The sequence below is a fragment of the Azospirillum sp. TSH58 genome (genome assembly GCF_003119115.1).
In the GTDB taxonomy this organism is placed as follows: Bacteria; Pseudomonadota; Alphaproteobacteria; order Azospirillales; family Azospirillaceae; genus Azospirillum.
Window position 1 is genome coordinate 1,171,691 of the sequence record NZ_CP022367.1, and the last position, 23,953, is coordinate 1,195,643.

Below are 23,953 nucleotides of genomic sequence, written 5' to 3' on the forward strand. Positions count from 1 at the left end.
CGGCGATGATGATCTTAGTCGAGAACTCTCATACTCATTTAGGACAAAACAGTATCCAAATACCTAAAAATGCGACGAATTCTGTCAGTCGCTCATGAATTTTCTGCGACCGGCACAATCGTCGATGCATGGGTTGTGACGTGGTGTGTGTCCGCGGTGTGAAGCGCCATCGCCCAGTCTCCGGTGTGCGCATCCAGGCCGTTCTGCACAACCGGAACGTTATCCGGCAGGCCCAGGCCGGAGGAGAGAAGCGCCGTGTAGTCGAAGCCTCCGTGATCGGCCTGCGGCGACGGCGACGGCGACGCGGCCAGCGGCTGGCTGTGCAGTTGCGCCGCGGCGGTGGCCTGCGCCTCGAAGGCGACGCCGGCCACCAGACGGCTGCCGCCATCGGCCATGGTCATGCTGGTGGTGCCGAGGATCTGGTTGCCGGCCAGCGTCGTGTCGGTCGGGGTCGCCGAGGTGGCGATGGAGAGGATTCCGGCCTCGGCCAGCGTGCGCAGTTCGCCCGGCTGGCTCACCCCGTCGCCGTCGGCGTCCTGCCAGACCTGGAGCGTGGCGAAGCTCTCGTCCGCGGCGTCGATGCGCCCGTCATGGTTGGTGTCGAGCGAGGCGAGCGCCTCCAGGCTGCTGTTGAAGCCTTTTCCGAAATGCTCCGACACCAGCTCGCGCCCGTCGTCGATTTGCCCGTTTTGGTTGTCGTCGCGGACCAGCAGGGCGTTGCCCTTGCCGACCCAGCCGGTCCGGTCGGCCACGCCGTCGCCGCTGACGTCGAACAGGACGCCGTCGGTCAGCGCCCGCAGGGCCAGCCCGTCGCCGGCCATGTCCAGGACGATGGGGTCGCTGGCGACGGTGGTCAGCTTGACGTTGTCGACGCGCAGGACCGGGTTGACGCTGTTGTCGCTGGTGTCGGAAGTGCCGAAGCCCAGCGACAGGGTGGTGTTGGCGGGGATCACCACGCTGAATGTGCCGCTGGCGCTCGCCTCCTTGGCGAGCAGCGTGACCACGCCGTTGACGCTGACGAAGGCGAAGTCGTGATAGCCGGGGTCGGAGAAGATGAAGGTCCAGTCGAAGGTCAGCGTCGTGTCCTTCGTCACCGTGACGGTGCTGGCCAGCTTCATCGCGTGGCCGAAGGACGGGACGGTCCCCGTCGCCGCGGCGATGGAGCCGTGGGCGATGCCGAGGAAGTCCTCGAGCTGCGTCGGCGTCCGCCCGCCCGCGGAGGTCAGGGTGCCCTCATGCCCGTCGCCGGTGGCACCCACGGTGGCGCCGCCGGTGTAGTTCCAGCCGGTCAGCCCCTTGTCGAAGGAGCCGTTGGGAATCAGCACGCCGGGATGCAGGGTGACGGTGTCCGTCGCGGCGGAGAAGGCGCTGCCGGCGCCGAGGGTGACGGCGACCTTGGAGCCGGCGCTGCCCGTCGTCTGGTCCCAGGCGCGGATGGTCAGGGCGCCGTTGACGGTGGCCGGCACCGCGGCGTTGGGCTGGAAGTAGAGCCGGTCGGTGGTGCGCAGCAGGAGGGCGGAATCGCTGTCGTTGACCGCGCCGACGAGGCTCCAGGTGGCGCCGTTGTCGGTGGAGAACCACCAGCGGCCATAGCTCTCGTTGGCGCCGGTCAGGGCGATGCCGGTGACGGCGCCCGCGTCGGCGTCGGTGACGTTCGCCGGGCCGCTGCCGTTCAGCCCGACCAGCTTGGACACCGCGAAGCCCACCGCGCCGGCGGTCGGGGCGGCCAGGGCCTCCGCCGCCACGGTGACGTCGAGGTTGGTGTCGATCAGGACGGGGGAGGCGTTCGGCGGCGCCACGGTGACGCCGATGGTGGCGGTCGCGGTCAGCGGCCCGCCGGCCCCGCCGTTGCCGAGATCGTTCACGACGATCCGGATGGCGTCGGCGCCGGTGTAGGAACTGGCCGTGTAGAGGAGCCCGTTGGCGGCGCCGAGCAGCCCGTTGATGGTGGCGAGCGTCGCGCGGATGGTGACGCTGTCCGTTCCGTTGCCGGTGACGACGGCGTCCCACCCGGCACTGGCCAGGGTCAGCGTGCCGTGGCCGGCGGTCAGCGTGACCAGCATCGGCAGCGCGCCGGCGTCGACGTCGGACACCGACAGGCCGGTGACCGCCACCGCCACGCCCTTCACCGTCGCCAGCGCCGTCGTGCCGGCGGTGATCTGCGGCGCGTCGTTGACGGGGGTGACGGTTCCGGTGAGGGCGATGGTGTCGGCGCTGTAGACGGTGCTGCCGCCGACGCCGGCCGTCAGGTCCACGCGGCCGCCGGTGACGACGGGCGCGCCGCCGTCCTCGATCAGGCGGACGGTCAGGGCCGGGGTGGTGCCGTTCCAGTCGGCGGCGGGAACGAAGCGCAGTATCGCGCTGGCGGCGACGACCAGTGCCGCCCCCTCCGCCACCGCGCCCATGGTGATCCAGGCGGAGCCGGACCAGTATTGCCAGACGCCCTGCCCGGCGGTCGCCGCGTTGCCGACGATGGCGACACCGGCGAAGCCGTTGGCGGCGGAGCCGCCCGCAACGGCGTCCGCGGGATCGGAGAACAAATGGCCAAACAGGGCGGTGACGCTGGTGCCCGTCGGGTTGACGGTGTCCTCGGCGATGGTCGGCAGGGTCGCCGTCGTGCCCGTCGCCACCGGGGCGTCGTTGACGGGAGCGACGGTGCCGGTCAGGGCGATGGTCCCGGCGCTGAAGCGGGTGTCCCCGCCGACGCTCGTCGCGTCGATCCGTTCGCCGCTGGCGACCGGACCCTGCGACGTGTCGACCAGCCGGACGGTCAGGGCCGGGGTGGTGCCGTTCCAGTTGGCGGCGGGAACGAAGCGCAGCGCCGTGTTCGCCGCCAGCAGCAGGCCGTTGCCGCCGCCGACCGCGCCGATGTCGGCCCAGCCGCCGCCGGTCCAGTACTGCCACGCCCCTTGCGCCGCGGTGGCGGCATTGCCGATCACCACCACGCCGGCCAGCGTGTCGGCCGCCGACCCGCCGCTCACCGCGTCGGCGGCGTCGGAGAACAGGTGACCGAACAGGCTGGAGACGCTGGCGCCCGCCGGGTTGGCGGTGTCCTCGGCGACGGTCGGCAGGGTGGCCGCCGTGCCGGTGGCGACGGGAGCGTCGTTGACGGGGGTGACCGAGGTGGTCAGGGCGACGGTGCCGGCGCTGTAGCGGCTGTCGCCGCCCACGCTCGCCAGGACGACCCGCCCGCCGCTGGTCACGGCCCCTTGGGAATCGTCGACCAGCCGGACGGTCAGGGCCGGCGTCGTGCCGTTCCAGTTGGCGGCGGGAACGAAGCGCAACGCCGTGTTGGCGGACAGCAGCAGGGCGTTGCCGTCCGAAGCCGCCCCCACGGCGGCCCAGCCCGTGCCGGTCCAGTATTGCCAGACGCCTTGCGCGGTCACGGCGTTGCCGACGATGGCGATGCCGGCGAAACTGTTGGCGGCGGAACCGCCAGCCACGGCGTCCGCCGGGTCGGAGAACAGGTGGGCGAACAGGCTGGTGACCGTGGCGCCCGCCGGGTTGGCGGTGTCTTCCGCGATCGTCGGCAGGGTGGCAGTCGTTCCGGTGACGACCGGCGCGTCGTTGACTGGCGTGACGGTGCCGGTCAGGGCGATGGTGCCGGCGCTGTAGACGGTGCTGCCCCCGACGCCACTGGTCAGGTCCACCCGCCCGCCGGTGACCAGTGGCGCACCGCCATCCTCGACCAGCCGGACGATCAGGGCCGGGGTGGTGCCGTTCCAGTTGGCGGCGGGAACGAAGCGCAGCGCCGTGTTCGCGGCCAGCAGTAGCCCGTTGGCGTCGCTCGCCGCGCCGACATTGGCCCAGGCCGTGCCGGTCCAGTACTGCCACGTTCCTTGCGCCGCGGTGGCGGCGTTGCCGACCACCACCACGCCGGCGAAGCCGTTGGCCGCCGACCCGCCGCTCACCGCGTCGGCGGCGTCGGAGAACAGATGGCCGAAGAGGGCGGTGACGGTGGTGCCCGTGGGGTTGGCGGTGTCCTCTGCGATGGTCGGCAGAGTGGCCGTGTCGCCCGTCGCCACGGGGGCGTCGTTGACCGCGCCGACCGTCGTGGTCAGGGCGATGGTGCCCAGGCTGTAGCGGCTGTCGCCACCAGCACCGGTCGCGTCCGCCCGTTCGCCGCTGATGACCGGTCCTTGCGAATCGTCGATCAGCCGGACGGTCAGAGCCGGCGTCGTGCCGTTCCAGTTTGCGGCGGGCAGGAAGCGCAGCTTGGCGTCGGCGGCCAGCAGCAGGGCGTTGCCGTCCGACACCGCGCCCACGGCGGTCCAGCCCGTGCCCGTCCAATATTGCCAGACGCCTTGCGACGTCGCCGCGTTGCCGACGATGGCGATGCCGGCGAAGGTGTTGGCGGCGGACCCGCCGCTCACCACGTCCGCCGGGTCGGAGAACAGGTGGGCGAACAGGCTGGTGACCGTAGCGCCCGCCGGGTTGGTGGCGTCCTCCGCGATGGACGGCAGGAGAGCGGTCGTTCCGGTGGCGACCGGCGCGTCGTTGACCGGGGTGACGGTGCCGGTCAGGGCGATGGTGCCGGCGCTGTAGACGGTGCTGCCGCCGACGCCGCCGGTCAGGTCCACCCGCCCGCCGGTGACCAGCGGCGCGCCACCGTCCTCGACCAGCCGGACGGTCAGGGCGGGCGTGGTGCCGTTCCAGTTGGCGGCGGGAACGAAGCGCAGCGCCGTGTTCGCGGCCAGCAGCAGCCCGTTGGCGTCGCTCGCCGCGCCGACATTGGCCCAGGCCGTGCCGGTCCAGTACTGCCACGTTCCTTGCGCCGCGGTGGCGGCGTTGCCGACCACCACCACGCCGGCGAAGCCGTTGGCCGCCGCCCCGCCGCCCACCGCGTCGGCGGCGTCGGAGAACAGATGGCCGAAGAGTGTGGTGACGGTGGTGCCCGCCGGGTTGGCGGTGTCCTCCGCGATGGTCGGCAGGGTGGCCGTCGTGCCGGTGGCGACGGGCGCGTCGTTGACCGCGCTGACCGCGGTGGTCAGGGCGATGGTGCCGAGGCTGTAGCGGCTGTCGCCGCCCGCAACGGTCGCGTCCGCCCGCTCTCCGCTGGTGACCAGCCCTTGCGAGTCGTCGATCAACCGCACCGTCAGGCTCGGCGGCACGCCGTTCCAGTCGGCGGCGGGCAGGAAGCGCAGCTTGGCGTCGGCGGACAGCAGCAGGGCGTTGCCGTCCGACACCGACCCAACGGCAATCCAGGCGGTGCCGGTCCAATACTGCCATTGCCCCTGGGCGGCGTCGGCCGGGTTGGCAACCACCGCCACGCCGGCGAAGCCGTTGCCGGCGGAGCCGAACACCGCGTCGGTGGGGTCGGAGAACAGCCCGCCGAACAGCGACGCCACGCTGGCGCCCGCCGGATCGGCGCTGTCCTCCGCGATGGCGGCCAGCAGCGCCTGAGGGCCGGTCGCCACCGGGGCGCCGTTCACCGCTGTCACCTCCAGCGCCAGCGGGGCGACGTCCGCCGACAGCGGGGTGGTTCCGCCGACGCCGGTCAGCGTGAACAGCCGGTGCTCGGCGCCGCTGAACCCGTCGGCCCATTCGCTGTTCACCGCCCGCAGACCGAGCGACGGGGCGGTGCCGTTCCAGTTGGCGGCCGGTACGAAGCGCAGCAGGGCGCTGTCCGGAAGGACGAGGGCCGCTTCGTCGCCGACCGCGCCCACCGCCAGCCACGCGCCGCCATCCACGCTGTACTGCCAGACGCCGAACGGGGAGTCCGGGTTCGCCACCACGGCAACGCCGATCACATGGCTGCCGGCCTCGCCGGGCCAAAACATCGCCTCGATCAGATGGAAGACGGCGAAACCGGCCGGGGCCGCGGTGCCCTCGGCGATCGCCAGGGTCTTCGCGAAGGCCGCCGCGTCGAAGCTGGCCGCGAGGGTGGGCGCCGCGACCGGCGGCACCGTGGGGATGGCCGGCGGCGCCACGGTCGTGGGCAGCGCGTTGGCCGCGCTTTCGATGGCACGAGCCACCTGCTGCTGGATCTGCGCGGCGACGGCGAAGGGGTCGCTGGTCAGCGCCTTGGTGACCGGCGGGGCGGCGGCGGGCGTGGCGCTGGTGGATGGCGCCGGAGCCGTGGCGCTGGGTGCTGCGGCGTCGGCGCTCTTGGCGGTTCCGGCCGCGTCGAAGCTGATCGCTTTGAGCGCGGGTTCGCTTCCCATGCTGGACTTGGCCGGCGCGGTGGGCGCCTCGCCCTTCGTGGGCGCCGTGTCGGGGGAGGCGTCGGCGGCGGCCTTCTCGCCGGCGTCGCCTTTTGCCTCCTCCTTGGCGCCGTCTTCCTTGGCGCCGTCCTTCTCGCCGCCGCCCTTCTCGCCGCCCTCCTCCTTGCCGTCCCCCTTGCCCTCGGCCGGGGCTTCGGCGACCTGCTCGGCGGGCTTGCCCTCGGCACTGCCCTTGTCGGCGTTCTTGTCGCCGCCCTCCTTGGCCGGCTCCCCCGCGGGCGGCGGGTTGGCGAGATCGGCCAATGCCTTGTTCTCGGCGGAAACCGGAACCTCGCTGCCCTGGGCGTTCTGTTGCACCGTCTCCGCCGTCTGGCGGGCCGTGGCGAGGGCCTGTCCGGGCGCCCGCCCGTCCGCCAGCGCCTGACCCAGGGCGGCGTTGAAGGCGGCGCCGGACCCACCCAGCGCCTGGACCGCCTGCTGCACGTTCTGCCCGCTGGCGAGCGCGGCGATCAGGCCGTCGCTCTTCACGCCCTTCGCCGTTTCCGCCGACAGGGCCATCGCCGTGGACACGGTCTGCTGGGCCGACCCCAGGGCGCCGGACATCTCCTGTCCGGTGGACAAGGCCCGTCCCAGCGCCTCGCCGAAGCCGCCGGACGCCGCGCCGTCGAGCCCGGCGGCGGCGGCGAAGGTCTTGACCGTGGCCGCCACATTCTGGCCGGACGACAGCGAGGCCACCAGGGCGTCCGCCGGCTTCGCGGGAACGGCGGCGGCCTCCTGCCGGGCCGCCATGTCCGTCTGCGCCCTGGCCGAGGCGCCGAGCGCCGCGTCGGGCTGGGCACCCTGCGCCAACGCGTCGTTCAGGACACTGGTGAAGGCGGGGGTGCCGGCCAGCGCGCCGCCCGTCCCGTCCGTCTTTCCGGCGGCGAGGGCGCCGAGCAGGCGCGCGCCGTCGGTCTGTTCGACCGCGACGGATTTGGTTTGAACCTCGCTGGTGGCGCTCAGCGCCTGCGCCGCGGCGATGGCGCCGGCGGCGTCGGCGCCGCTGGACAGGGCGTGCTCCAGCGCTTCGGCGAAATGACCGCCCGGACCGGGGCCGAGCGCCTTCACCGTGTCCTGCACCCCGACGCCCGAGGCGAGCGCCGCGGCGAGCTTGTCGGACGGCGAGACGGGAACGGCGTCCGCCGCCGCGGGGGCGGTTGGGGGAGCGGCCAAGGCCTGCGACAGGGCGGCGATGGGGTCGGCGGCGCCCGCGGGGCGGGCCGCCGGGTCCATCACACCGCTGAACAGCGCCGCCGACAGGTCGGCGGCCGCCTTGGGATCGCCGGCACCGCCGGACCCCAACCCTTGCCCGATTCCCTGCCCCTGGGCCAGGGCGACGGCCAAACGCTGCTCCCCGGTCAGGGCTGCGGTTTCCTGGGCGGCCTGGGCCATGCGCGCCGCGGTGCCGGCGGCGATCCGGCTCGCCTGCGCGATGGCGTCGTCGGGCGTGGCGCTGGCGCCGACCCCCGCGGCGACGTCGCGCATCCAGCCGTCCGCCACGCTGCCCGCGGCGCCTTCCGGCAAGCCCTGTCCGGTCAGCGCCGCCGCCAGCTTCTCCTGAACGGCCTTCAGCGCGCCGGCATCGCCGCCCAGCAGCACCGCCGCCGCTTCGGAGGCCAGGGCATCGGGGATGGTCAGAAGCGGAGCGCTGGCGTCCAGGGTGTCCGGCATGTTGGCCCTCTCGCCATCGCGGCGGTCGCGTATCGGGAAGGCCAATAACAAAGGGATTTATTAAAGAAATTCTGAACGCTGCCGATCTTTTGGCTGAACGGCATTTAATTCCGCTGGGATCGGCGGTCATGCAACAACAAAATCCCCGCAGAATGGGGATGGTTACTGCATGAATTTTGGCTCATGCGGTAGCAAATTGTCGATTATTGACACATTTGAGACTTCGGTTGTGAAAGAGGCGGGCTTGGCTTTCTGAAAAGTAGTGTTCGGGAACGGCGCCGCACCTGCCCACCCAATCTGGAATGGAGGCGCGGCGCCGTCGGTTTTGGTGGCGTCAGGACGCCGTGCGGATGGTGCCGACGCGTCCGCCGGCCAGGAAGTCCTCCGCGGCCCGCCCGCCGACGCGGACGCCGCTGTCCTTCTCGAACAGCGAGAAATCCTTCAGCAGGCAGTCGATCCCGACCGCCTCGCCGACGCGCAGCTCGCTGTAGCCGGGGACGGACACCATCACCTCGTCGGTCAGGCCGCCGTCGTCGTCATGGGCGGTGTGGACGCCGGACAGCTTGACGGAGATCAGCGATTCCGCCCCCACATGCTCGACCAGGGTGACGGTGCCCGGCAGGCTCTTGCCCTGGCCCGGCGGCACGATGGCGAGCGCGCCGGGGCGCAGGCCGAGCCACACCTTCATGCGGCTGGTGCCGCCCGGCCTCTCGGCCTTGTCGGGCAGCGGCAGGACGCTGGAGCCGATGCGAACGGTCATGCCCTCGACCTCGGCGTCGATCAGGTTCATCGGCGGCGTGCCGATGAAGCGGGCGACGTAGGTGTTGGCCGGCTTCTCGTAGATCTCGCGCGGGGTGCCGTATTGCTGGAGGTGCCCGTCGCGCATCAGCGCGATGCGGGTGCCCATGGTCATCGCCTCGATCTGGTCGTGGGTGACGTAGACGAAGTTGCCGCCGACCCGCTGGTGGAGCTGGGTGATCTCCGCCCGCATGGCGGTGCGCAGCTTGGCGTCGAGGTTCGACAGCGGCTCGTCCATCAGGAAGGCCGACGGCTCGCGCACCATGGCGCGGCCGAGCGCCACGCGCTGGCGCTGGCCGCCCGACAGGGTGCGCGGGTGGCGGTCCAGCACCTTGGTCAGGGCCAGCGTGTCGGCGGTGCGCTCCACCAGACCGCGGACCTCCGGCGAATTCTCGATGCGGCGCTTGAAGTAGTCGCCGATGAAGGGGACGTGGAACCACCAGCGGAACTGCCGCATGATCAGCGGGAAGGCGATGTTCCGGCGCACCGTCATGTGCGGGTAGAGCGCGTAGGACTGGAACACGAAGGCCATGTCGCGGTCGCTGGGCGGCAGCTGGTCCACCCGCTTGCCGCCGAGATGGATCTCGCCGCTGGTCACCGTCTCAAGCCCCGCGATCATGCGCAGGATGGTGGACTTGCCGCAGCCCGACGGGCCGAGCAGCACCAGGAACTCGTCGTCGCCGGCCTCCAGGCTCACGTTGTCGATCACGGTCAGCTGACCGAAGGACTTCGTGACGTTCTGCAGTTTGATAGCCATGGGCTTTTCCCTTTTATCTCTCGGGCGTGTCGTTGCAAGGGGGGCGGGATCGGCCCACGGTCAGCCCTTGACGCCGCCGGTCGTCATGCCGGCGACCACGTAGCGTTGGACGAACAGGTAGAAGACGACCGCCGGCAGCGTGTAGATGAAGCCGACCGCCATGACCGTGTGCACCGGCGTGCTCAGCTCGCCCACGAAGCTGGCGAGGCCGACCGAGGCGGTGCGCAGGGCGTCGTCGCTGATGAAGGTCTGGGCGAAGACATACTCGTTCCAGCCGTGGAAGAAGGCGATCACCGCCGCCGCCGCAAGCGTCGGCGCGATCAGCGGAACCACCACCGCCAGCACGATGCCCAGGCGGGAGCAGCCGTCCACCCTTGCGGCCTCCTCGATCTCCGACGGCACGCCATCGATGGCGCCCTTCAGGATCCAGGTCACCACCGGCACCGTGAAGGCCGTGTTGGCGAGGATCAGGCCGAGCAGCGTGTTGAGCAGCGACAGCTTGGTGAAGATGTCGTAGAGCGGCACCACCAGCATCGCTTCCGGCAGCATCTGCGTCATGAACAGCGCGAAGCCGAGCAGCAGCTTGCCGTTGAAGGTCAGCCGCGACAGCGCGTAAGCCGGCAGCACCGACAGCAGGATGCTCAGCACCGTCGTGCCGACCGCGACGATCAGGCTGTTGACCAGCCATTGGCGCAGCGAGGTCTCGGTGAAGGCGTTGGCGTAGGTGCCGATCTGCGACAGCGTCGGCAGCAGGTTCGGCGTGGCGTCGAACAGCCGCTCCGACGGGGTGAGCGAGGTCACCAGCATCCAGTAGAGCGGGAAGGCCGCCACTCCGAGGAGGACCAGGACGGCGAGCGAGCGGGCCGTGGAATTGTGTTTCATGGGATCACCGCTTTCCGGCGGCCTTTTCCGCCCGCGTCGTCAGCCAGAAATAGACCAGCGTCACCAGGATCGCGACGACCAGCCCGATGATGCCGACCGCCGCCGCCCGGCCGAGGTCGAGATAGACGAAGGCGCGGCGGTAGAGGTCGATGACCAGCGTGTTGGTCTCGCCCAGCGGGCCGCCCTGGGTCATCAGCCAGATCACGTCGAAGCGGCGCAGCGACCACACCGTGATGAGCAGGGTCAGCAGGGCCACCGACGGGCGGATGGTCGGCCAGGTGACGGCGCGGAAGATGCTCAGCCGGTCGGCCCCGTCGATCACCGCCGCCTCGCGCAGCTCCGACGGCACGCCCTGGAGGGCGGCCAGGATGACCACGGAGGAGAAGGGGAAGATCTGCCAGATCGTGGTGATGAGGATGGCCGGCAGGGCGAAGGACGGCTCGTCCAGCCAGTTCACCCCGCCCTCGGCGAAGCCCAGGAACTGGGCGAGGTGACTGAACAGCCCGTACTGCGCGTTGAACATCCACACGAAGATCAGCGCCGCGGCGACCGGCGGGGCGGCCCACGGAATGGTGACCAGCGCGCGGGCGATGCCGCGCCCCCGGAAGGTGCCGTCGAGCAGCAGCGCCGCCAGCAGGCCGAGCCCGATGGAGGCGACCACGCAGACCAGCGTGTAGACCGCGGTGACGCGCAGGACCTGATGGAACTCCGGGTCGAAGACGAGCTCGCGGTAATTGTCCAGCCCGACATAGGTCTGCTGGCCGGGCGAGAGCAGCGAGGTGGAGGTGACGCTGAGCAGGAATTCCTGCACCAGCGGGTAGCCCTGGAAGACCAGGAGATAGAGCGCCACCGGGGCGACAAAAAGTGCGGGGACCCAGCGGCCATGGTCGATCGGCGCGCGCCGCGCGGCGGCCCTGGGCTGGCTCACGGTCCTGCTCATCATGATGCGGTATCCGGAGTTGGGACCAAGGCGATCGCTTCCGACATCCCCTCTCCCCTCCGCTCACGCGCAAACTTCGTTTGCGCTGACGCGACAGGCGGACCTTCGGTCCGCCGAAAGCGGGGAGAGGGTTAGGGTGAGGGGGTTGCGCGTGTCGGTAGGCTCGACAAAAGCGCAACCCCCTCACCGGCCCTTCGGGCCACCCTCTCCCCAGGGGGGAGAGGGTTAAGAATGCCGGATGCAATCGCCCTGGAATTGTGCGGGCGTTACTTCTGGGCGAGGACGCGGGCGGTGATCAGGCGCTGCGCCTCGTCCATGGCGGTCTGCGGGGCGACGCCGCCCTGGAGCACCTTGAGGAGCTGCTGGACGACGATCTGCTGGATCTCCGGCGCCTTGGTCTCAAGCCCCTGCGGCAGGGCGGGGACGCTGTTCGGGGTCTGCGCGTCGTAGACCTTCAGCCAGGGCATGGCCTGAAGCTCCTCCGGCGTGCGCTCCACCGTCGTCGCGACGTTGGCGGCACCCAGCAGGGTCTGGAGTTCCTGCTGCTGCTGGGGCTGGAGCGCCCATTGCAGGAACTTGCCGGCGGCGTCCTTCACCTTGGTGTTGGCGTTGATGGTCACCGGAGCCAGGATCATGCCCTGCTCCTTGTGCGGGAAGGGCGACGGGGCGGCGGCGATGGGGTGCGCCTTGCCCTGCGAGGTCAGGATGGTGGCGACGCCGCCGTTGTCGATCTCCATGGCGACCTTGCCTTCCCAGAACATCCGCCGGTAGGTGGCGGCGTCGGTGCCCTTGGGGATCATGCCGGCGTCGTAGACGGTCTTGTAGGCGGCGACACCCGCCACGACCTCCGGGCTGTTGAAGGTCGGCGTGCCGTCCGGCTTGGACCAGCGCCCGCCGAAGCCGTAGACGAAGTTGGTCAGGTCGTACCAGACGCCGCCGCGCTCGGCCATCGTGGCGCGGAAGGCGAAGCCGTAGTTGCCGTCCTTCGTCGCCTCCTTGCCGAGCTTCACGAACTCCTCGAAGGTCTTGGGCGGCGTGCCGTTGGGCAGCAGCGCGGCGTTGTAGACCATCGCGTAGTTGGCGGTGTCGAAGGCGAAGCCGTAGCGCTTGCCCTCGACCTTCATGTACTGGTCGGCGGCGGTGAAGTTGTGGGCGCCGTCCTTCACGATGTCGTCGATCGGCAGGACCGACTTGGCGGCCACCGCCGCGTAGAACTCCGGCAGGTCGAAGCGGATGACGTCGGGGCCGCCGTTGCCGCCCATCTGCGTGAAGATGGTGGTGGCGAAGGAGGAGAAGGGGATGGTGACCGGCTTCACCTCGATGTCCGCTTGGGACTGGTTGAACGTCTCCACCCAGGCCTTCAGCCGGTCGCCGCGGCCGACCTCGGCGAAGTGGGACGCAGCGAAGGTCACCACCGTCTTTCCGGATGACTGGGCCAGGGCGACCGACGCGGTGCCCAGCGCCAGGGCGGCGGCCAGCCCGCCGGCCAGGATGGGGGTGATGCCCGTGATTGCGCTCAGAAACGGCTTCATGCTGCGTCCTCCTCTGAATTTGTTCGTTTACTGTCTTTTTTGGTTGGTTTGGCCCGCAATCCCGGAACCATACCAGAGTATGCGGGCCGGTGGTCGGGGTTCAGTGCCGGCCCAACGCTCCGTCGATCCGGCGCCACAGCCCCAGCGGGTTGCCGTCGCGCAGGGCGGCCGGCAGCAGGTCGGCCGGGATGTCCTGGTAGCAGACGGGCCGCAGGAACCGTTCGATGGCCGCCGTCCCGACCGAGGTCGTGCGGCTGTCCGACGTGGCCGGGAAGGGGCCGCCATGCACCATGGCGTGGCAGACCTCGACGCCGGTCGGCCAGCCGTTCGCCAGGATGCGGCCGGCCTTGCGCTCCAGCGTCGGCAGCAACGCGGCCACGGCGTCGCCGTCCGCCGCGTCCATCTGCACGGTCGCGGTGAGCTGGCCGTCCAGCCGCTCCGCCACGGCGCGCAAGGATTCCAGATCCGGGCAGCGGATGAGCAGCGAGGCGGAGCCGAACACCTCCTCCCGCAGGGACGGGTCGTCGAGGAAGGCTTCGGCGGTCGTGGCGAACAGGGCCGCCCGGCATTGGTTGGGGCCGTCGCCGTCCAGCCCGCGGGCCAGCGTCGCCACGAGGGCGTTGTCGGCCAGCGCCGCCACCCCGGCGTCGAAGGCGGCGTGGATGCCCGGCGTCAGCATGGTCGGCGCCGCGCTGCCGCCCAGCGCGTCCACGGCGGACGCCACGAAGCGGTCGAGGTCCGGCCCGTCCACCGCCAGCAGAATGCCGGGGTTGGTGCAGAACTGCCCGGCGCCCATGGTCAGCGAGGCGACGAAGCTCTTGCCCAGCGCCTCCGCCCGCGCGGCCAACGCCGCCGGCAGCAGGAAGACCGGGTTGATGCTGCTCATCTCCGCGTAGACGGGGATCGGTTCCGGGCGCTTGGCCGCCACCTCCATCAGCGCCACGCCGCCGCGGCGCGAGCCGGTGAAGCCGACCGCCTTGATGCGCGGGTCGGCGACCAGCGCCGTGCCCACCGACGAACCGGCGCCGAAGATCAGCGAGAAGACGCCCTCCGGCAAGCCGCATTCCGCGACGGCGGCCTGGACGGCGCGGCCGACCAGCTCCGACGTGCCGGGATGGGCGGAGTGGGCCTTGACCACCACCGGGCAGCCGGCGGCGAAGGCCGACGCGGTGTCGCCCCCGGCCACCGAGAAGGCCAGCGGGAAGTTGCTGGCGCCGAACACCGCGACGGGGCCGAGCGGGATGCGGCGCTGGCGCAGGTCGGGGCGGGGCAGGGGCGCGCGTTCCGGCAGGGCCGGGTCGATGCGGGCGCCGATCCAGCTTCCCTCCCGCACCACCGCGGCGAAGAGGCGGAGCTGGCCGACGGTGCGGCCCCGTTCCCCCTCCAGCCGGGCGCGCGGCAGGCCGCTTTCGGCCATGGCGCGGACGATCAGCGCGTCGCCGAGGTCAAGGATGTTGCGGGCGACCGCCTCCAGGAAGACGGCGCGGTCCTCCGGCGCGGTCTCGCGGAAGCGGTCGAAGGCGTCCCAGGCGAGCTGGCAGGCGCGGTCCACCTCCGCCGCCCCGCCGCCGCCGAAGGCGGGCTCCAGCTTCGCCCCGGTGGACGGGTCGATGGCGTGGATCTCGCCGTTGCGGCCGCGGTGGCTCTCGGCGCCGATCAGCATCATGCCGGTGAGGGTCACGGGCGGGTCCTTTCCTGGTCTCGGTGCTCTTGGTCTCGGTGCTCTCGGGCTTGGTGCTCTCGGTCTGGGGGCGGCATCAGCCGAGCAGGCCGCGGCCCGCGAGGTTCCGCATCAGCGCGGCGGCGCCGAAGTCCCAGGGCGCGCAGTCGGCGCAATGGCGGACCCGGTTGGTCAGGCTGCCCAGCGCCGGGGCGGTGATGGTCACCACGTCGTCCAGCTTGTGGGTGAAGCCCTCGCCCGGACGGTCGCGGTCCTCGACCGGCGCGAACATGGTGCCGAGCAGCAGCACGAAGCCGTCCGGATACTGGTGGTTCTCGCCGATGGTGGCCTCCACCAGCTCCACCGGGTCGCGGCTGATCTGCGACATGGAGCTGGAGCCCTCCAGCCGGAAGCCGTCGCTGCCCTCGACCACCAGCCCAAGCTCGGCGCTGCGCACGCCGTCCAGCGTGAAGCGGTCGTCGAACAGGCGGATGAAGGGGCCGATGGAGCCGCTGGCGTTGTTGTCCTTGGCCTTGCCGAGCAGCAGGGCGGAGCGCCCTTCGACGTCGCGCAGGTTCATGTCGTTGCCGAGCGTGGCGCCGACGATGTCCCCGCGGCTGGAGGCCAGGACGGCGATTTCCGGCTCCGGGTTGTTCCACACCGACGTGGGCGGGATGCCGACATGGGCGCCGGTGCCGACCGCCGACATCGGCTGGCCCTTGGTGAAGATCTCGGCGTCGGGGCCGATGCCGACCTCAAGGTACTGCGACCACACCCCGCGGGCGATCAGCGCCTTCTTGACCTCCATGGCCTCCGGCGAGCCGGGCTTCAGGCTGGACAGGTCGCGCCCGATCAGCGAGTCGATGTCGGCGCGGATGGCCAGCGCCTTGTCCGGGGCGCCGCGCGCCTGCTCCTCGATGACGCGCTCCAGCAGGCTGACCACGAAGGTCACGCCGGACGCCTTCACCGCCTGGAGGTCGATGGGGGCCAGCAGCCAGGGCCGCTCCGGGTCGCGCCGGTCCTCGTCGGAGTTGGCGAGGAGGGCGGCGGCGGTGCCGATCCACTCGCCGGGCACGTCGCGGGCGATGGCCGCGGCGGCGCCGGTCTCCACCAGATCGCGCACGGTGGGCGCGTCGCGGCTGGTGATGTCGAACACGTCCCGGCCGCGCACGGCGATGACCGAGGGGCCGACGCCGGGGCGCCAGGCGCGCCCGACCAGAAGCGCGCCCTCGTCCGCCGGCAGGGCGGCGGCGGGGTCGAGGGGAAGGGGTCGCTTGCTCATGGTTTCCGCTCCTCTTGCTTGCGCCGGGTCGTTACTTGCGCCGGAAGACCGGGCTGCGCTTTTCCTTGAAGGCGGCACGCCCCTCGGCGGCGTCCGCCGTGGCGAAGCAGATGGTCTGCAGGTCCCGCTCGTACTCGATGGCCTTCTCCACCGGCATGGTGTGGGCGGCCTTCAGGTTCAGCTTCGCCGTCTCCGCCGCGATGGGGGCGCGGCTGGCGACGATGGCGGCGATCTCCTGCGCGCGGGCGAGCAGCCGGTCGGCGGGCACCACCTCGCTGACGAGCCCCCAGGCCAGCGCCTTGTCCGCCGGGATCGGGTCGCCGGTCAGGATCATCATCGCGGCGTTGGAGGTGCCGATGGAGTGCGACAGGAAGGCCGCGACGCCGCCACCGCCGATCCAGCCGAGCTTGATCTCCGGCGCGCCGAACTGGGCGTTCTCCGACGCGATGCGGATGTCGCAGCTCATCGCCGTCTCCAGCCCGCCGCCGAAGGCGTAGCCGTTGACCGCGGCGATGCTGGGCTTGCGCAAGGACCGGATGGCGTCGCAATAGTCCTCGCGGTTGCGGAAGTTCCAGGCGGTGTCGTAGCGGTCCAGCTCGCGGATGTCGGAGCCGCAGCAGAAGGCGCGCGGTCCCGCACCGGTCAGCACGACGCAGCGGATGTCGTCGTCGGCGTTGCAGCGGGCGACGGCGGCGACCAGCTCCGCGGCCATCTCCGGGGTCACCGCGTTCAGCTTCTGCGGGCGGTCGAGCGTGATGGTGGCGACGAAGCCGTCCACCGTGACGGTGACCTTGCCAAGCGCCGGATCGGGGGTGTTGAGCGAGTCCATGGGATGGGCCTTATCGTTCGGCGCCGGCAACCGGGCGGCTGGCGGCGTAGCGGTGTTGCAGACGGTCGAGCAAGGCGGCGTGCGGCGTGCCCTCGGCCAGTGCGTCGCGGATCATCGCGGCGGCTTCGGCCTGGAAGGCGATGTAGCCGGCGTGGCGCGGACGGACATAGGCGGCCTCCAGCGTCGCGGCGGTGTTGCGGTAGAAGTTGCCCCAGCGGGCGTTCACCGCCTCGTCCGCCCAGGCGTCGCGGCGGCTCGGCTGGCCGTCGTGGGCCGGGATGAAGCTCCGCTGCGCCTCGGCGCCGAGCAGCCAGCGCAGATGGTCGAGCAGGGCGGGCGTCACCTCGCAGCGCACGGAGACGCCGACGCCGGTGCCGCCCAGCGTCGAGCCGGGACGCCCGTCCGCCGTGGCGCGCGGCGCGTCGGCGAAGGTAACGGGCTTGTCTCCTGCCGCGGTCGGCGCCGCGTAGTTGACGTAGCCGTAGACCAGCGGGCAGAGCGCCACGTCGTCGGTGCGGGCCATGTGGCCGAGCAGCCCGATGGGGTTCAGCCCGCGCACCGCCGCCGGCATCCGCCCGGCCAGCGTCGCCATGAGGTCGAGCACCCGCTCCCCGACCTCCGCCGAGACCAGCCGGTCGGGATCGGCCACGGCGGGCGGGTCGCCGAAGGCCGCGGCCATGGACAGGAAGGTCAGGCAGGCGTGGGGTCCTGCCAGCGACAGGGTGACCGGAGCCCGTTCGGACAGGGCCACGACCTCCGCCCAGGTGACGGGGACCGGCCCGTCCAGCAAGTCGGCGCGGCAGGCCGTGACCTGGGTCGCCGCGTCGAGCGGCAGCGCCCAGTGCCGGTCCGCGAAGCGGTAGCTGGCGAGGCTCGGCCCGATGCTGTCGCGCTGCCAGCCGGCGAGGTCCTCGGCGGTGAACAGGTCCTCCAGCGGGATCAGGCCGCGTTCCGCGACGGCTTCACCGACATGGGGATGGTCCAGCACGATCAGGTCGTAGCGGGCGCAGAGGTCGCCGATCGGGTGGGCCTCGAAGCCTTCGAGCGGCTGCTTGTCCCACTCGATGGCAAGATCGGGGGCAAGCCCGTCGCGCGCCTGGTCCAGCCCGGCCGCCGCGGCGGCCAAGGCGTTGTAGCCGCGCGGGTGGTCCCAGGTCAGCGCGCGGTAGCGCATGCCCGAACCTCCTCTTCCTCCGCCTCCGGCTCGGTGGCGGCGACGACGCCCGCCGCCAGCAGGCGATCGATGGCCTCGGCGGTGAAGCCGGCGGCCTCCAGCACCTCGCGGGTGTGCTCGCCGGTCAGCGGGGCGCCGCGCTCGACCTCGGACGGGGTCTTGGAGAACCTGATCGGGAAGCCCGGCGTCTTGACGCGGCCCTCGGTCGGGTGGTCGTACTCGACGAATGTGCCGTTGTGCTTGATCTGCGGGTCGTTCACGAGGTCGGCGTAGCCGTAGACCGGCCCGGCCCAGACCCCGGCGGCGTTGAACAGCTCCAGCCACTCCGCGGAGGTCCTGGCGGTCAGCCGGTCGCGGGTCTTGGCGAAGATCTCGTCGCGGCGGCTCCAGCTGTCGGTCTCGTCCTCCATGTCGAGGAAGGACGGCTCGCCGATCAGCTCGCCCAGCAGCTTCAGCGGCGGGAAGGCCACGATGATGAAGCCGTCGCTGGTGGCGAAGGCGCCGTAGGGGGCGCGGATGTAGACGTGGGCGTGCGGCTCGGCGGAGCGGGTCTGCGGCTTGCCGCCGACCGTGAAGACCGACAGCTCCTGCATCTGGATCGTCGTGATGGCGTCCAGCATGTTGACCTGGACGAGCTGGCCCTCGCCGGTGCGCTCGCGGTGGAGCAGGGCGGCCAGCACGCCCTCGAAGGCGGTGTAGCCGGTGATCGCGTCCACCAGATACTGGCCGGCGGGGGTCGGGGCCTCGCCCTCGCGGCCCGCCGACAGCATGGCGCCGGACATGCCCTGCAACAGCAGGTCCTGGCCCGGACGCTGGACGTAGGGGCCGGTCTCGCCGTAGCCGGAGATCGACAGGTAGATCAGGCGCGGGTTGATCGCGGAGAGCGATTCATAGTCCACGCCCAGCCGCTTGGCGACGCCGGGCCGGTAGTTCTGGAGGAACACGTCGGCGGTCTTGACCAGCTCCATGAGCAGGGCCTTGCCCTCGGCGTTCTTCAGGTCGACGGCGAGCGAGCGCTTGTTCCGGTTCAGCGACAGGAAGGAGACGTTCACCTTGTTGCCGGTGATGCCGCCCGCCGCGGTGTGGCGCTGCCACTCCCCGGTCACCGGCTCCACCTTCACCACGTCGGCGCCGAGGTCGCCCAGGCGCTGCGCCGCCAGCGGGCCGGCCATGGCGATGGAGCAGTCGAGCACACGGTAACCGCTGAGGATGTTGCGTTTCTTGTCCATGATGTCCGGATCTTGTTGCCGTGGGTCCGCCGGCCATGGCGGAAGGATGGGGCGTAGGGATGGATTCGGTCAGCCGTTGGTCGCCGGAGCTTCGGTGAAGAAGGCGCGGTTCCAGACGGGGCTGATGAGGATTTCGTTGACGCAGACGTGGGGCGGCATCTCGGCCACGAAGCGGATGGTGCGGCCCAGGTCTTCGGGCTGGAGCAGGCGCTCCATCTCCTCCGCCGGGGGCGGGGAGGGGCGCTGGCCCAGCAGGTCGGTCGCCACCTCGCCCGGCATGACCACGCAGGAGCGCAGGCCGTTGCGCCATTCCTCCATGTTCAGGCTGTGGCTCAGCGTCACCAGCGCCTGCTTGGTCGCGTTGTAGCCGGGGCCGCCGAGGACGAGCGCGTGCCGCCCGACCCAGGAGGACACGATGATGACGGTGCCGGACCGGCGCTCCCGCATGGCGGGCAGCACCGCCTGGATGGCGTGCATGGTGCCGTTGAGGTTGACGTCGACCAGCCGCCGCCAGCCCTCCGCCCCGACCGTGCTGAAACTGCGGTTGGGCAGGTTCATCCCGGCGCTGGCGACCAGCGTGTCGATTCGCCCGTGGCGGTCGAGGATCGCCGCCGCCACGCGCCGCACCGCCGCTTCGTCGGCCACGTCGAGGACCGCGGTCTCGGCCTTGCCGCCGGCGCCGCGGATGGACTCCGCCACGCGGTGGAGCGCGTCCTCGCGCCGTCCGGACAGGACGACGGTGGCGCCGCCCTGGGCCAGCGCCCGCGCGCCGGCTTCCCCGATTCCGCTGCCGCCGCCGGTGATCCAGGCGACGCTGTCCGCAAGAACGTTCATGTCTTGCCCGCTTCGTTGCTTGTCTTTGTTGCTTGCCCGCCGGCGGCCGTCGGGCCGCCGCGGTGGTCCTCCCCGCGGCCCCCGGATCGTCCGCCTTCGCGTCCGTTCCGAGTGACCGCTAACGTGACCGGTAACATGATTGGTTGGGGCAATCAAGCATCTTTGATGAGCGTTGGCGTTATCGCTCACGTGACCGCTAACATGAAATGCGGTATGGATTGTGGAAACGGTGCCGCACCCGGCTTGCAACGGCGGGCGCGGCCATGCACAAGAAGGCGGCCGGTCGGTGCCCGAAGGCGGGCCGGCGAAGGCAGGAAAGAGGTCATCCCAGGTGTCGGACGAAGGACAGCTTTCGCTCAGGAAGGCGGAGTCACGGCGGCGCTCCGCGACCCGCGCGGTGACGATGGCCGATGTGGCGCAGGCCGCCGGGGTCTCGACGCAGACGGTGTCGCGCGCGCTCCGCGATCCCCGCAGCGTCGGCCCCGACACGCTCGCCCGCATCGAGGAGGCGGTGCGCGAGACCCGCTACGTGCAGAATTTCGCGGCGAGCCACCTCGCCTCCAACCGCAGCATGACGGTGGCGGCGATCATTCCGACCATTTCCGCCTCGATCTTCGCGGAAACCATCCAGGGCCTGACCGACGTCCTGCTGCCGGAGGGCTATCAGGTCTTCCTCGGCCACACCGACTACATGGCGGGGCGCGAGGAGTCGCTGGTCCGCAGCTTCAGCGGGCGGCGCCCCGACGGCTTCTTCATCATCGGCACCCGCCACACCCAGGAAACCACGGCCCTCCTCAAGCGCACCGGGGTGCCGGTGGTCGAAAGCTGGAGCTGGACGAACCGCCCCGTCGACATGCTGGTCGGCTTCTCCAACCACGCCGCCCTGATGAGCGTGGTCGATCATCTTGTGGGGCGCGGTTACCGCCGGCTGGCCTTCACGGGCGTCATGAAGCCGGGCGACCACCGCGCCAAGGAGCGTCTGAAGGGTTTCCAGGACGCCCACGAGCGTCATTTCCCGGGCGTGACGCCACGCGTCGTCACCGTTACCAGCGGACCGATGGTGATGGCGACCGGCGTGGAACTGCTGAAGCTGGTGCGGGAGCAGCATCCCGACACCGACGCGGTGGTGTTCGTCAGCGACGTGCTCGCCTCCGGGGCCCTGCTGGCCTGCGCCGGCATGGGGATCTCGGTGCCGAAGGATCTGGCCATCACCGGGTTCGGCAACTACGACATCGCCGGGCAATTGACGCCGGGCCTGACCACCATCGCCATCGCCAGCCGCAGGATCGGCACGGAATCCGCCAACCTCCTGCTGCGGCGGATGCAGGGCGGCGAGGTGGAGAACCGCACCCAGGATGTGGGGTTCGAATTGCTGGTGCGGGGCAGCGCCTGATTTAGCCCGGCGCGCCTCATAACCCTCTCTCCCCTGGGGAGAGGGACCTTTGAGGCGCCCGAAATTCCCGTAACGATATCAGGGATATAAAGACGCGCGGGGTCACCGGAACGGTGACGTTGCCCCCTTGCGCGATCCGCGGCCTGATGCTTAGAATGAAAATCATTCGCATTCAGCCGATCAGCGCAGATGTTCGACGTTTTTGAAACGGACAGGGTGCCGGTCGCTAACGCTGCGCCACATATACACCTTTTGGTAGAGGAACTGGCATAATGTCTCAATCTTGCGGCAAGGACGCCCTGCGCCTGACCGCCCGCCGCCGCGGTGCCGCGCATGACGTCTTCGCACCGGGTCTGCGCCCGGTCGCCATGGCCGTTTGTTTTGCCAGCGCCGTTCTTGCGGGCGGCCTTCCCTTCGCCCCAGCCGCGCAGGCCCAGACGGCGGCGGCGCGCACGATCGACGCCAACGTGCCGCCGGGTCCGCTGGACGCCGCGCTGCGCAGCTTCGCCGCCCAGGCCGGGGTGAGCGTCGCCGTGGACCCGGCGCAGGTCCGGGGCAAGACCTCCCAGGGGCTGCGAGGAACGACGACGGTCGAGGACGGCTTCCGCCGCCTGCTGGACGGCAGCGGCTACCAGATCGCGCGCACGCCGTCGGGTTACGGCCTCGTCGCGCAGGCCGCCGCGGCGGCCGTGGACGCGCCGGCCGGGGCGACGGTGCTGCCCACCGTCCAGGTTTCGGCCAACGCCGGCGCGCTGCCGGGCGAACCGCCGCCGCCCTACGCCGGCGGTCAGGTGGCGCGCGGCGGCACGCTGGGCCTGCTGGGCACGAAGAACACGCTGGACACGCCCTTCAGCACGACCAACTACACCTCTGAACTGATCGAGAACCAGCAGGCGCGCACGGCGGCGGACACGCTGATCAACGATTCGTCGGTGCGCACGACCACCGGCGGCAACGGCTTCGACGACACCTTCCAGATCCGCGGCTTCGCCGTTCCGTCCGGTGACGTCGGCTTCAACGGCATGTACGGGCTGGTGTCCTCCAACCGCGTGCCGTCGCAGATCATCGAGCGGATCGAGCTGCTGAAGGGGCCGGGCGCGCTGATCAACGGCATCGCCCCCAACGGCAGCATCGGCGGCGGCATCAACATCCTCAGCAAGCGCGCCGGCGACCAGCCGCTGACCCGCGTGACCGGGCTCTACCAGAGCGAGGCCAATTTCGGCGTCCATGTCGACACCGGGCGCCGCTTCGGCGAGAACAACGCCTGGGGCGTGCGCTTCAACGGCCTGCTGCGCGGCGGCGAAGCCTCGATCGAGGATGGCGACGTCAAGACCGGCCTCGGCTCGCTGGCGGTGGATTACCGGGGCGAGCGGCTGCGCTGGTCGCTCGATGGCATCATCCAGCGCGACGACACCGACAATTTCCGCCCGCAGATCAGCATCCTTCCCACGACGACGGCGATCCCGTCGCCGCCCGACGCGCGGAGCAACTGGTACCCGAACACCAAGCTGGTCCAGAAGGACAAGACCATCGCCTCGAACATCGAGTTCGACGTGACGGACTGGCTGACCGCCTACGCCGGCATCGGCTACCGCGACGGCACGAACGATCAGGTGTTCCCGCAGTCCAACCCCGCCGTGAACGCGCTCGGCAACTTCACGGTCCGCAACTCCTACTACGACTCCTACAGCGAGACGGTCAGCGGCACGGCCGGCGCGCGCCTGCGCTTCGAGACGGGTCCCGTCCGCCATCAGGTCAACATCGGCTACACCGGGTTCCAGCGGGAGGAGGGCAACGCCTACATCCAGGCCGCCGGCTCGGCCCCGTCGAGCATCTACAACCCGGCGCCGCTGCCGGTCATCACCGCGCCGCGCACCGACCCGCGCAAGTCGGCCGAGACGACGCTCAGCAGCATCGCCATCGCCGACACGCTGTCCTTCGTCAACGACCGTGTCCTGCTGACGCTCGGCGTGCGCGACCAGACGGTGAAGGTGAAGGGCTACAGCACGACGACCGGCGCGCAGACCAGCAACTACGACGCCAGCGCCACGACGCCGCTCGCCGGTCTGGTCGTCAAGCCGCTGGAGAACGTCGCGGTCTACGGCAACTACGCCGAGGGCCTGTCGCGCGGCACCATCGTCGGCGCCGGCTACGCCAACACCGGCGCGGTGCTCGAACCCTACAAGTCGAAGCAGCTCGAAGGCGGCGTCAAGGTCGATTGGGGCACCATCACCACGACCGCCGCGGTCTTCCAGATCACCCGCCCCAGCTCGATCCGCACCGCGTCCAACGAGCTGGCCTATGACGGCGAGCAGCGCAACCGTGGCCTGGAGCTGTCCGCCTACGGCGAGATCCTGCCCGGCTTGCGCGCCATGGCCAGCGCGACCTTCCTGAAGCCGGAGCTGACGAAGACCGCCGTCGCCTCGGAAGAGGGCAACGACGCCGCCGGCGTGCCGGACAAGAGCTTCTCCGCCAGCCTGGATTGGGACACCCCGTGGGTCGAGGGCCTCGCCCTCAACGGGCGCGTGATCCACACGTCCGGTTCCTACCTGACCAACGCCAACACGCTGCGTTTCGACGGCTGGACCCGCTTCGACATCGGCGCCCGCTACACCACCGACGTGTCGGGCAAGCCCGTCGTGCTGCGCGCCAGCGTCGAGAACCTCTTCGACAAGGAGTACTGGCTGACCACCGGCACCTACGTGACCGTCGGTTCGCCGCGGACCGTGCTGCTGTCCGCCACCGTCGACTTCTGATCCCTCAGGCCAT

General features: G+C 70.9%; 13 protein-coding genes. 2 read left to right on the plus strand and 11 right to left on the minus strand.

All coding sequences use genetic code 11. The features are described from left to right. Positions 1 to 92: 92 nt before the first annotated feature. The 11 genes from TSH58p_RS26800 to TSH58p_RS26850 form a co-directional block, all read right to left on the minus strand. Positions 93 to 7,874: a hypothetical protein gene (locus tag TSH58p_RS26800; protein ID WP_109469569.1), complete on the minus strand. Its 7,782-nt coding sequence runs from the start codon at positions 7,872 to 7,874 to the stop codon at positions 93 to 95. 334 nt (positions 7,875 to 8,208) lie between these two features. After that, a complete protein-coding gene (locus TSH58p_RS26805) occupies positions 8,209 to 9,429 on the minus strand; it encodes an ABC transporter ATP-binding protein (RefSeq protein WP_109469570.1) in 1,221 nt (406 codons plus the stop codon). Between the two features lie 60 nt (positions 9,430 to 9,489). Further along, positions 9,490 to 10,311, minus strand: a complete 822-nt coding sequence (locus tag TSH58p_RS26810) for a carbohydrate ABC transporter permease (RefSeq protein ID WP_109469571.1) — start codon at positions 10,309 to 10,311, stop codon at positions 9,490 to 9,492. 4 nt (positions 10,312 to 10,315) lie between these two features. Then, complete coding sequence (locus TSH58p_RS26815; RefSeq protein ID WP_109469572.1) at positions 10,316 to 11,254, minus strand: carbohydrate ABC transporter permease; 939 nt, start codon at positions 11,252 to 11,254, stop codon at positions 10,316 to 10,318. A 263-nt stretch (positions 11,255 to 11,517) separates the two neighbouring features. Next, positions 11,518 to 12,783, minus strand: coding sequence for an extracellular solute-binding protein (locus tag TSH58p_RS26820; RefSeq protein WP_109071015.1), 1,266 nt, complete (start codon positions 12,781 to 12,783; stop codon positions 11,518 to 11,520). 100 nt (positions 12,784 to 12,883) lie between these two features. Beyond that, positions 12,884 to 14,464, minus strand: a complete 1,581-nt coding sequence (locus TSH58p_RS26825; RefSeq protein WP_109071016.1) for an aldehyde dehydrogenase (NADP(+)) — start codon at positions 14,462 to 14,464, stop codon at positions 12,884 to 12,886. 76 nt (positions 14,465 to 14,540) lie between these two features. After that, entirely contained in the window at positions 14,541 to 15,725 is a 1,185-nt protein-coding gene (locus TSH58p_RS26830) for a fumarylacetoacetate hydrolase family protein (protein WP_109071017.1), read from the minus strand. A 31-nt stretch (positions 15,726 to 15,756) separates the two neighbouring features. Then, positions 15,757 to 16,554: an enoyl-CoA hydratase/isomerase family protein gene (locus tag TSH58p_RS26835; RefSeq protein WP_094304964.1), complete on the minus strand. Its 798-nt coding sequence runs from the start codon at positions 16,552 to 16,554 to the stop codon at positions 15,757 to 15,759. 10 nt (positions 16,555 to 16,564) lie between these two features. Further along, positions 16,565 to 17,728: an ABC transporter substrate-binding protein gene (locus TSH58p_RS26840; protein WP_109071018.1), complete on the minus strand. Its 1,164-nt coding sequence runs from the start codon at positions 17,726 to 17,728 to the stop codon at positions 16,565 to 16,567. Then, on the minus strand, positions 17,710 to 18,957 hold the full coding sequence (locus tag TSH58p_RS26845) for a CaiB/BaiF CoA-transferase family protein (RefSeq protein WP_109071019.1): 1,248 nt from the start codon (positions 18,955 to 18,957) through the stop codon (positions 17,710 to 17,712). The genes TSH58p_RS26840 and TSH58p_RS26845 overlap by 19 nt, the downstream gene beginning before the upstream one ends. 69 nt (positions 18,958 to 19,026) lie before the next feature. Further along, complete coding sequence (locus TSH58p_RS26850; RefSeq protein WP_109071020.1) at positions 19,027 to 19,791, minus strand: SDR family oxidoreductase; 765 nt, start codon at positions 19,789 to 19,791, stop codon at positions 19,027 to 19,029. A gap of 331 nt (positions 19,792 to 20,122) precedes the next feature. Here TSH58p_RS26850 and TSH58p_RS26855 point away from each other — a divergent pair, with 331 nt between their 5' ends. Together TSH58p_RS26855 and TSH58p_RS26860 are read left to right on the plus strand one after the other, a co-directional pair. Further along, on the plus strand, positions 20,123 to 21,184 hold the full coding sequence (locus TSH58p_RS26855; protein WP_109071021.1) for a LacI family DNA-binding transcriptional regulator: 1,062 nt from the start codon (positions 20,123 to 20,125) through the stop codon (positions 21,182 to 21,184). 272 nt (positions 21,185 to 21,456) lie between these two features. Beyond that, positions 21,457 to 23,940 (plus strand): TonB-dependent receptor, encoded by a 2,484-nt coding sequence (locus tag TSH58p_RS26860; protein WP_247874129.1) that lies wholly within the window; start codon positions 21,457 to 21,459, stop codon positions 23,938 to 23,940. Positions 23,941 to 23,953: the final 13 nt, after the last annotated feature.

Bases quoted from the DNA above. Each gene is read 5' to 3' on its own strand.
- TSH58p_RS26810 (WP_109469571.1), bottom strand. From the start codon at position 10,311: ATGAAACACAATTCCACGGCCCGCTCGCTCGCCGTCCTGGTCCTCCTC.
- TSH58p_RS26860 (WP_247874129.1), top strand. From the start codon at position 21,457: ATGTCTCAATCTTGCGGCAAGGACGCCCTGCGCCTGACCGCCCGCCGC.
- TSH58p_RS26840 (WP_109071018.1), bottom strand. From the start codon at position 17,728: ATGCGCTACCGCGCGCTGACCTGGGACCACCCGCGCGGCTACAACGCC.
- TSH58p_RS26805 (WP_109469570.1), bottom strand. From the start codon at position 9,429: ATGGCTATCAAACTGCAGAACGTCACGAAGTCCTTCGGTCAGCTGACC.
- TSH58p_RS26835 (WP_094304964.1), bottom strand. From the start codon at position 16,554: ATGGACTCGCTCAACACCCCCGATCCGGCGCTTGGCAAGGTCACCGTC.
- TSH58p_RS26815 (WP_109469572.1), bottom strand. From the start codon at position 11,254: ATGATGAGCAGGACCGTGAGCCAGCCCAGGGCCGCCGCGCGGCGCGCG.
- TSH58p_RS26800 (WP_109469569.1), bottom strand. From the start codon at position 7,874: ATGCCGGACACCCTGGACGCCAGCGCTCCGCTTCTGACCATCCCCGAT.
- TSH58p_RS26845 (WP_109071019.1), bottom strand. From the start codon at position 18,957: ATGGACAAGAAACGCAACATCCTCAGCGGTTACCGTGTGCTCGACTGC.
- TSH58p_RS26830 (WP_109071017.1), bottom strand. From the start codon at position 15,725: ATGAGCAAGCGACCCCTTCCCCTCGACCCCGCCGCCGCCCTGCCGGCG.
- TSH58p_RS26820 (WP_109071015.1), bottom strand. From the start codon at position 12,783: ATGAAGCCGTTTCTGAGCGCAATCACGGGCATCACCCCCATCCTGGCC.
- TSH58p_RS26850 (WP_109071020.1), bottom strand. From the start codon at position 19,791: ATGAACGTTCTTGCGGACAGCGTCGCCTGGATCACCGGCGGCGGCAGC.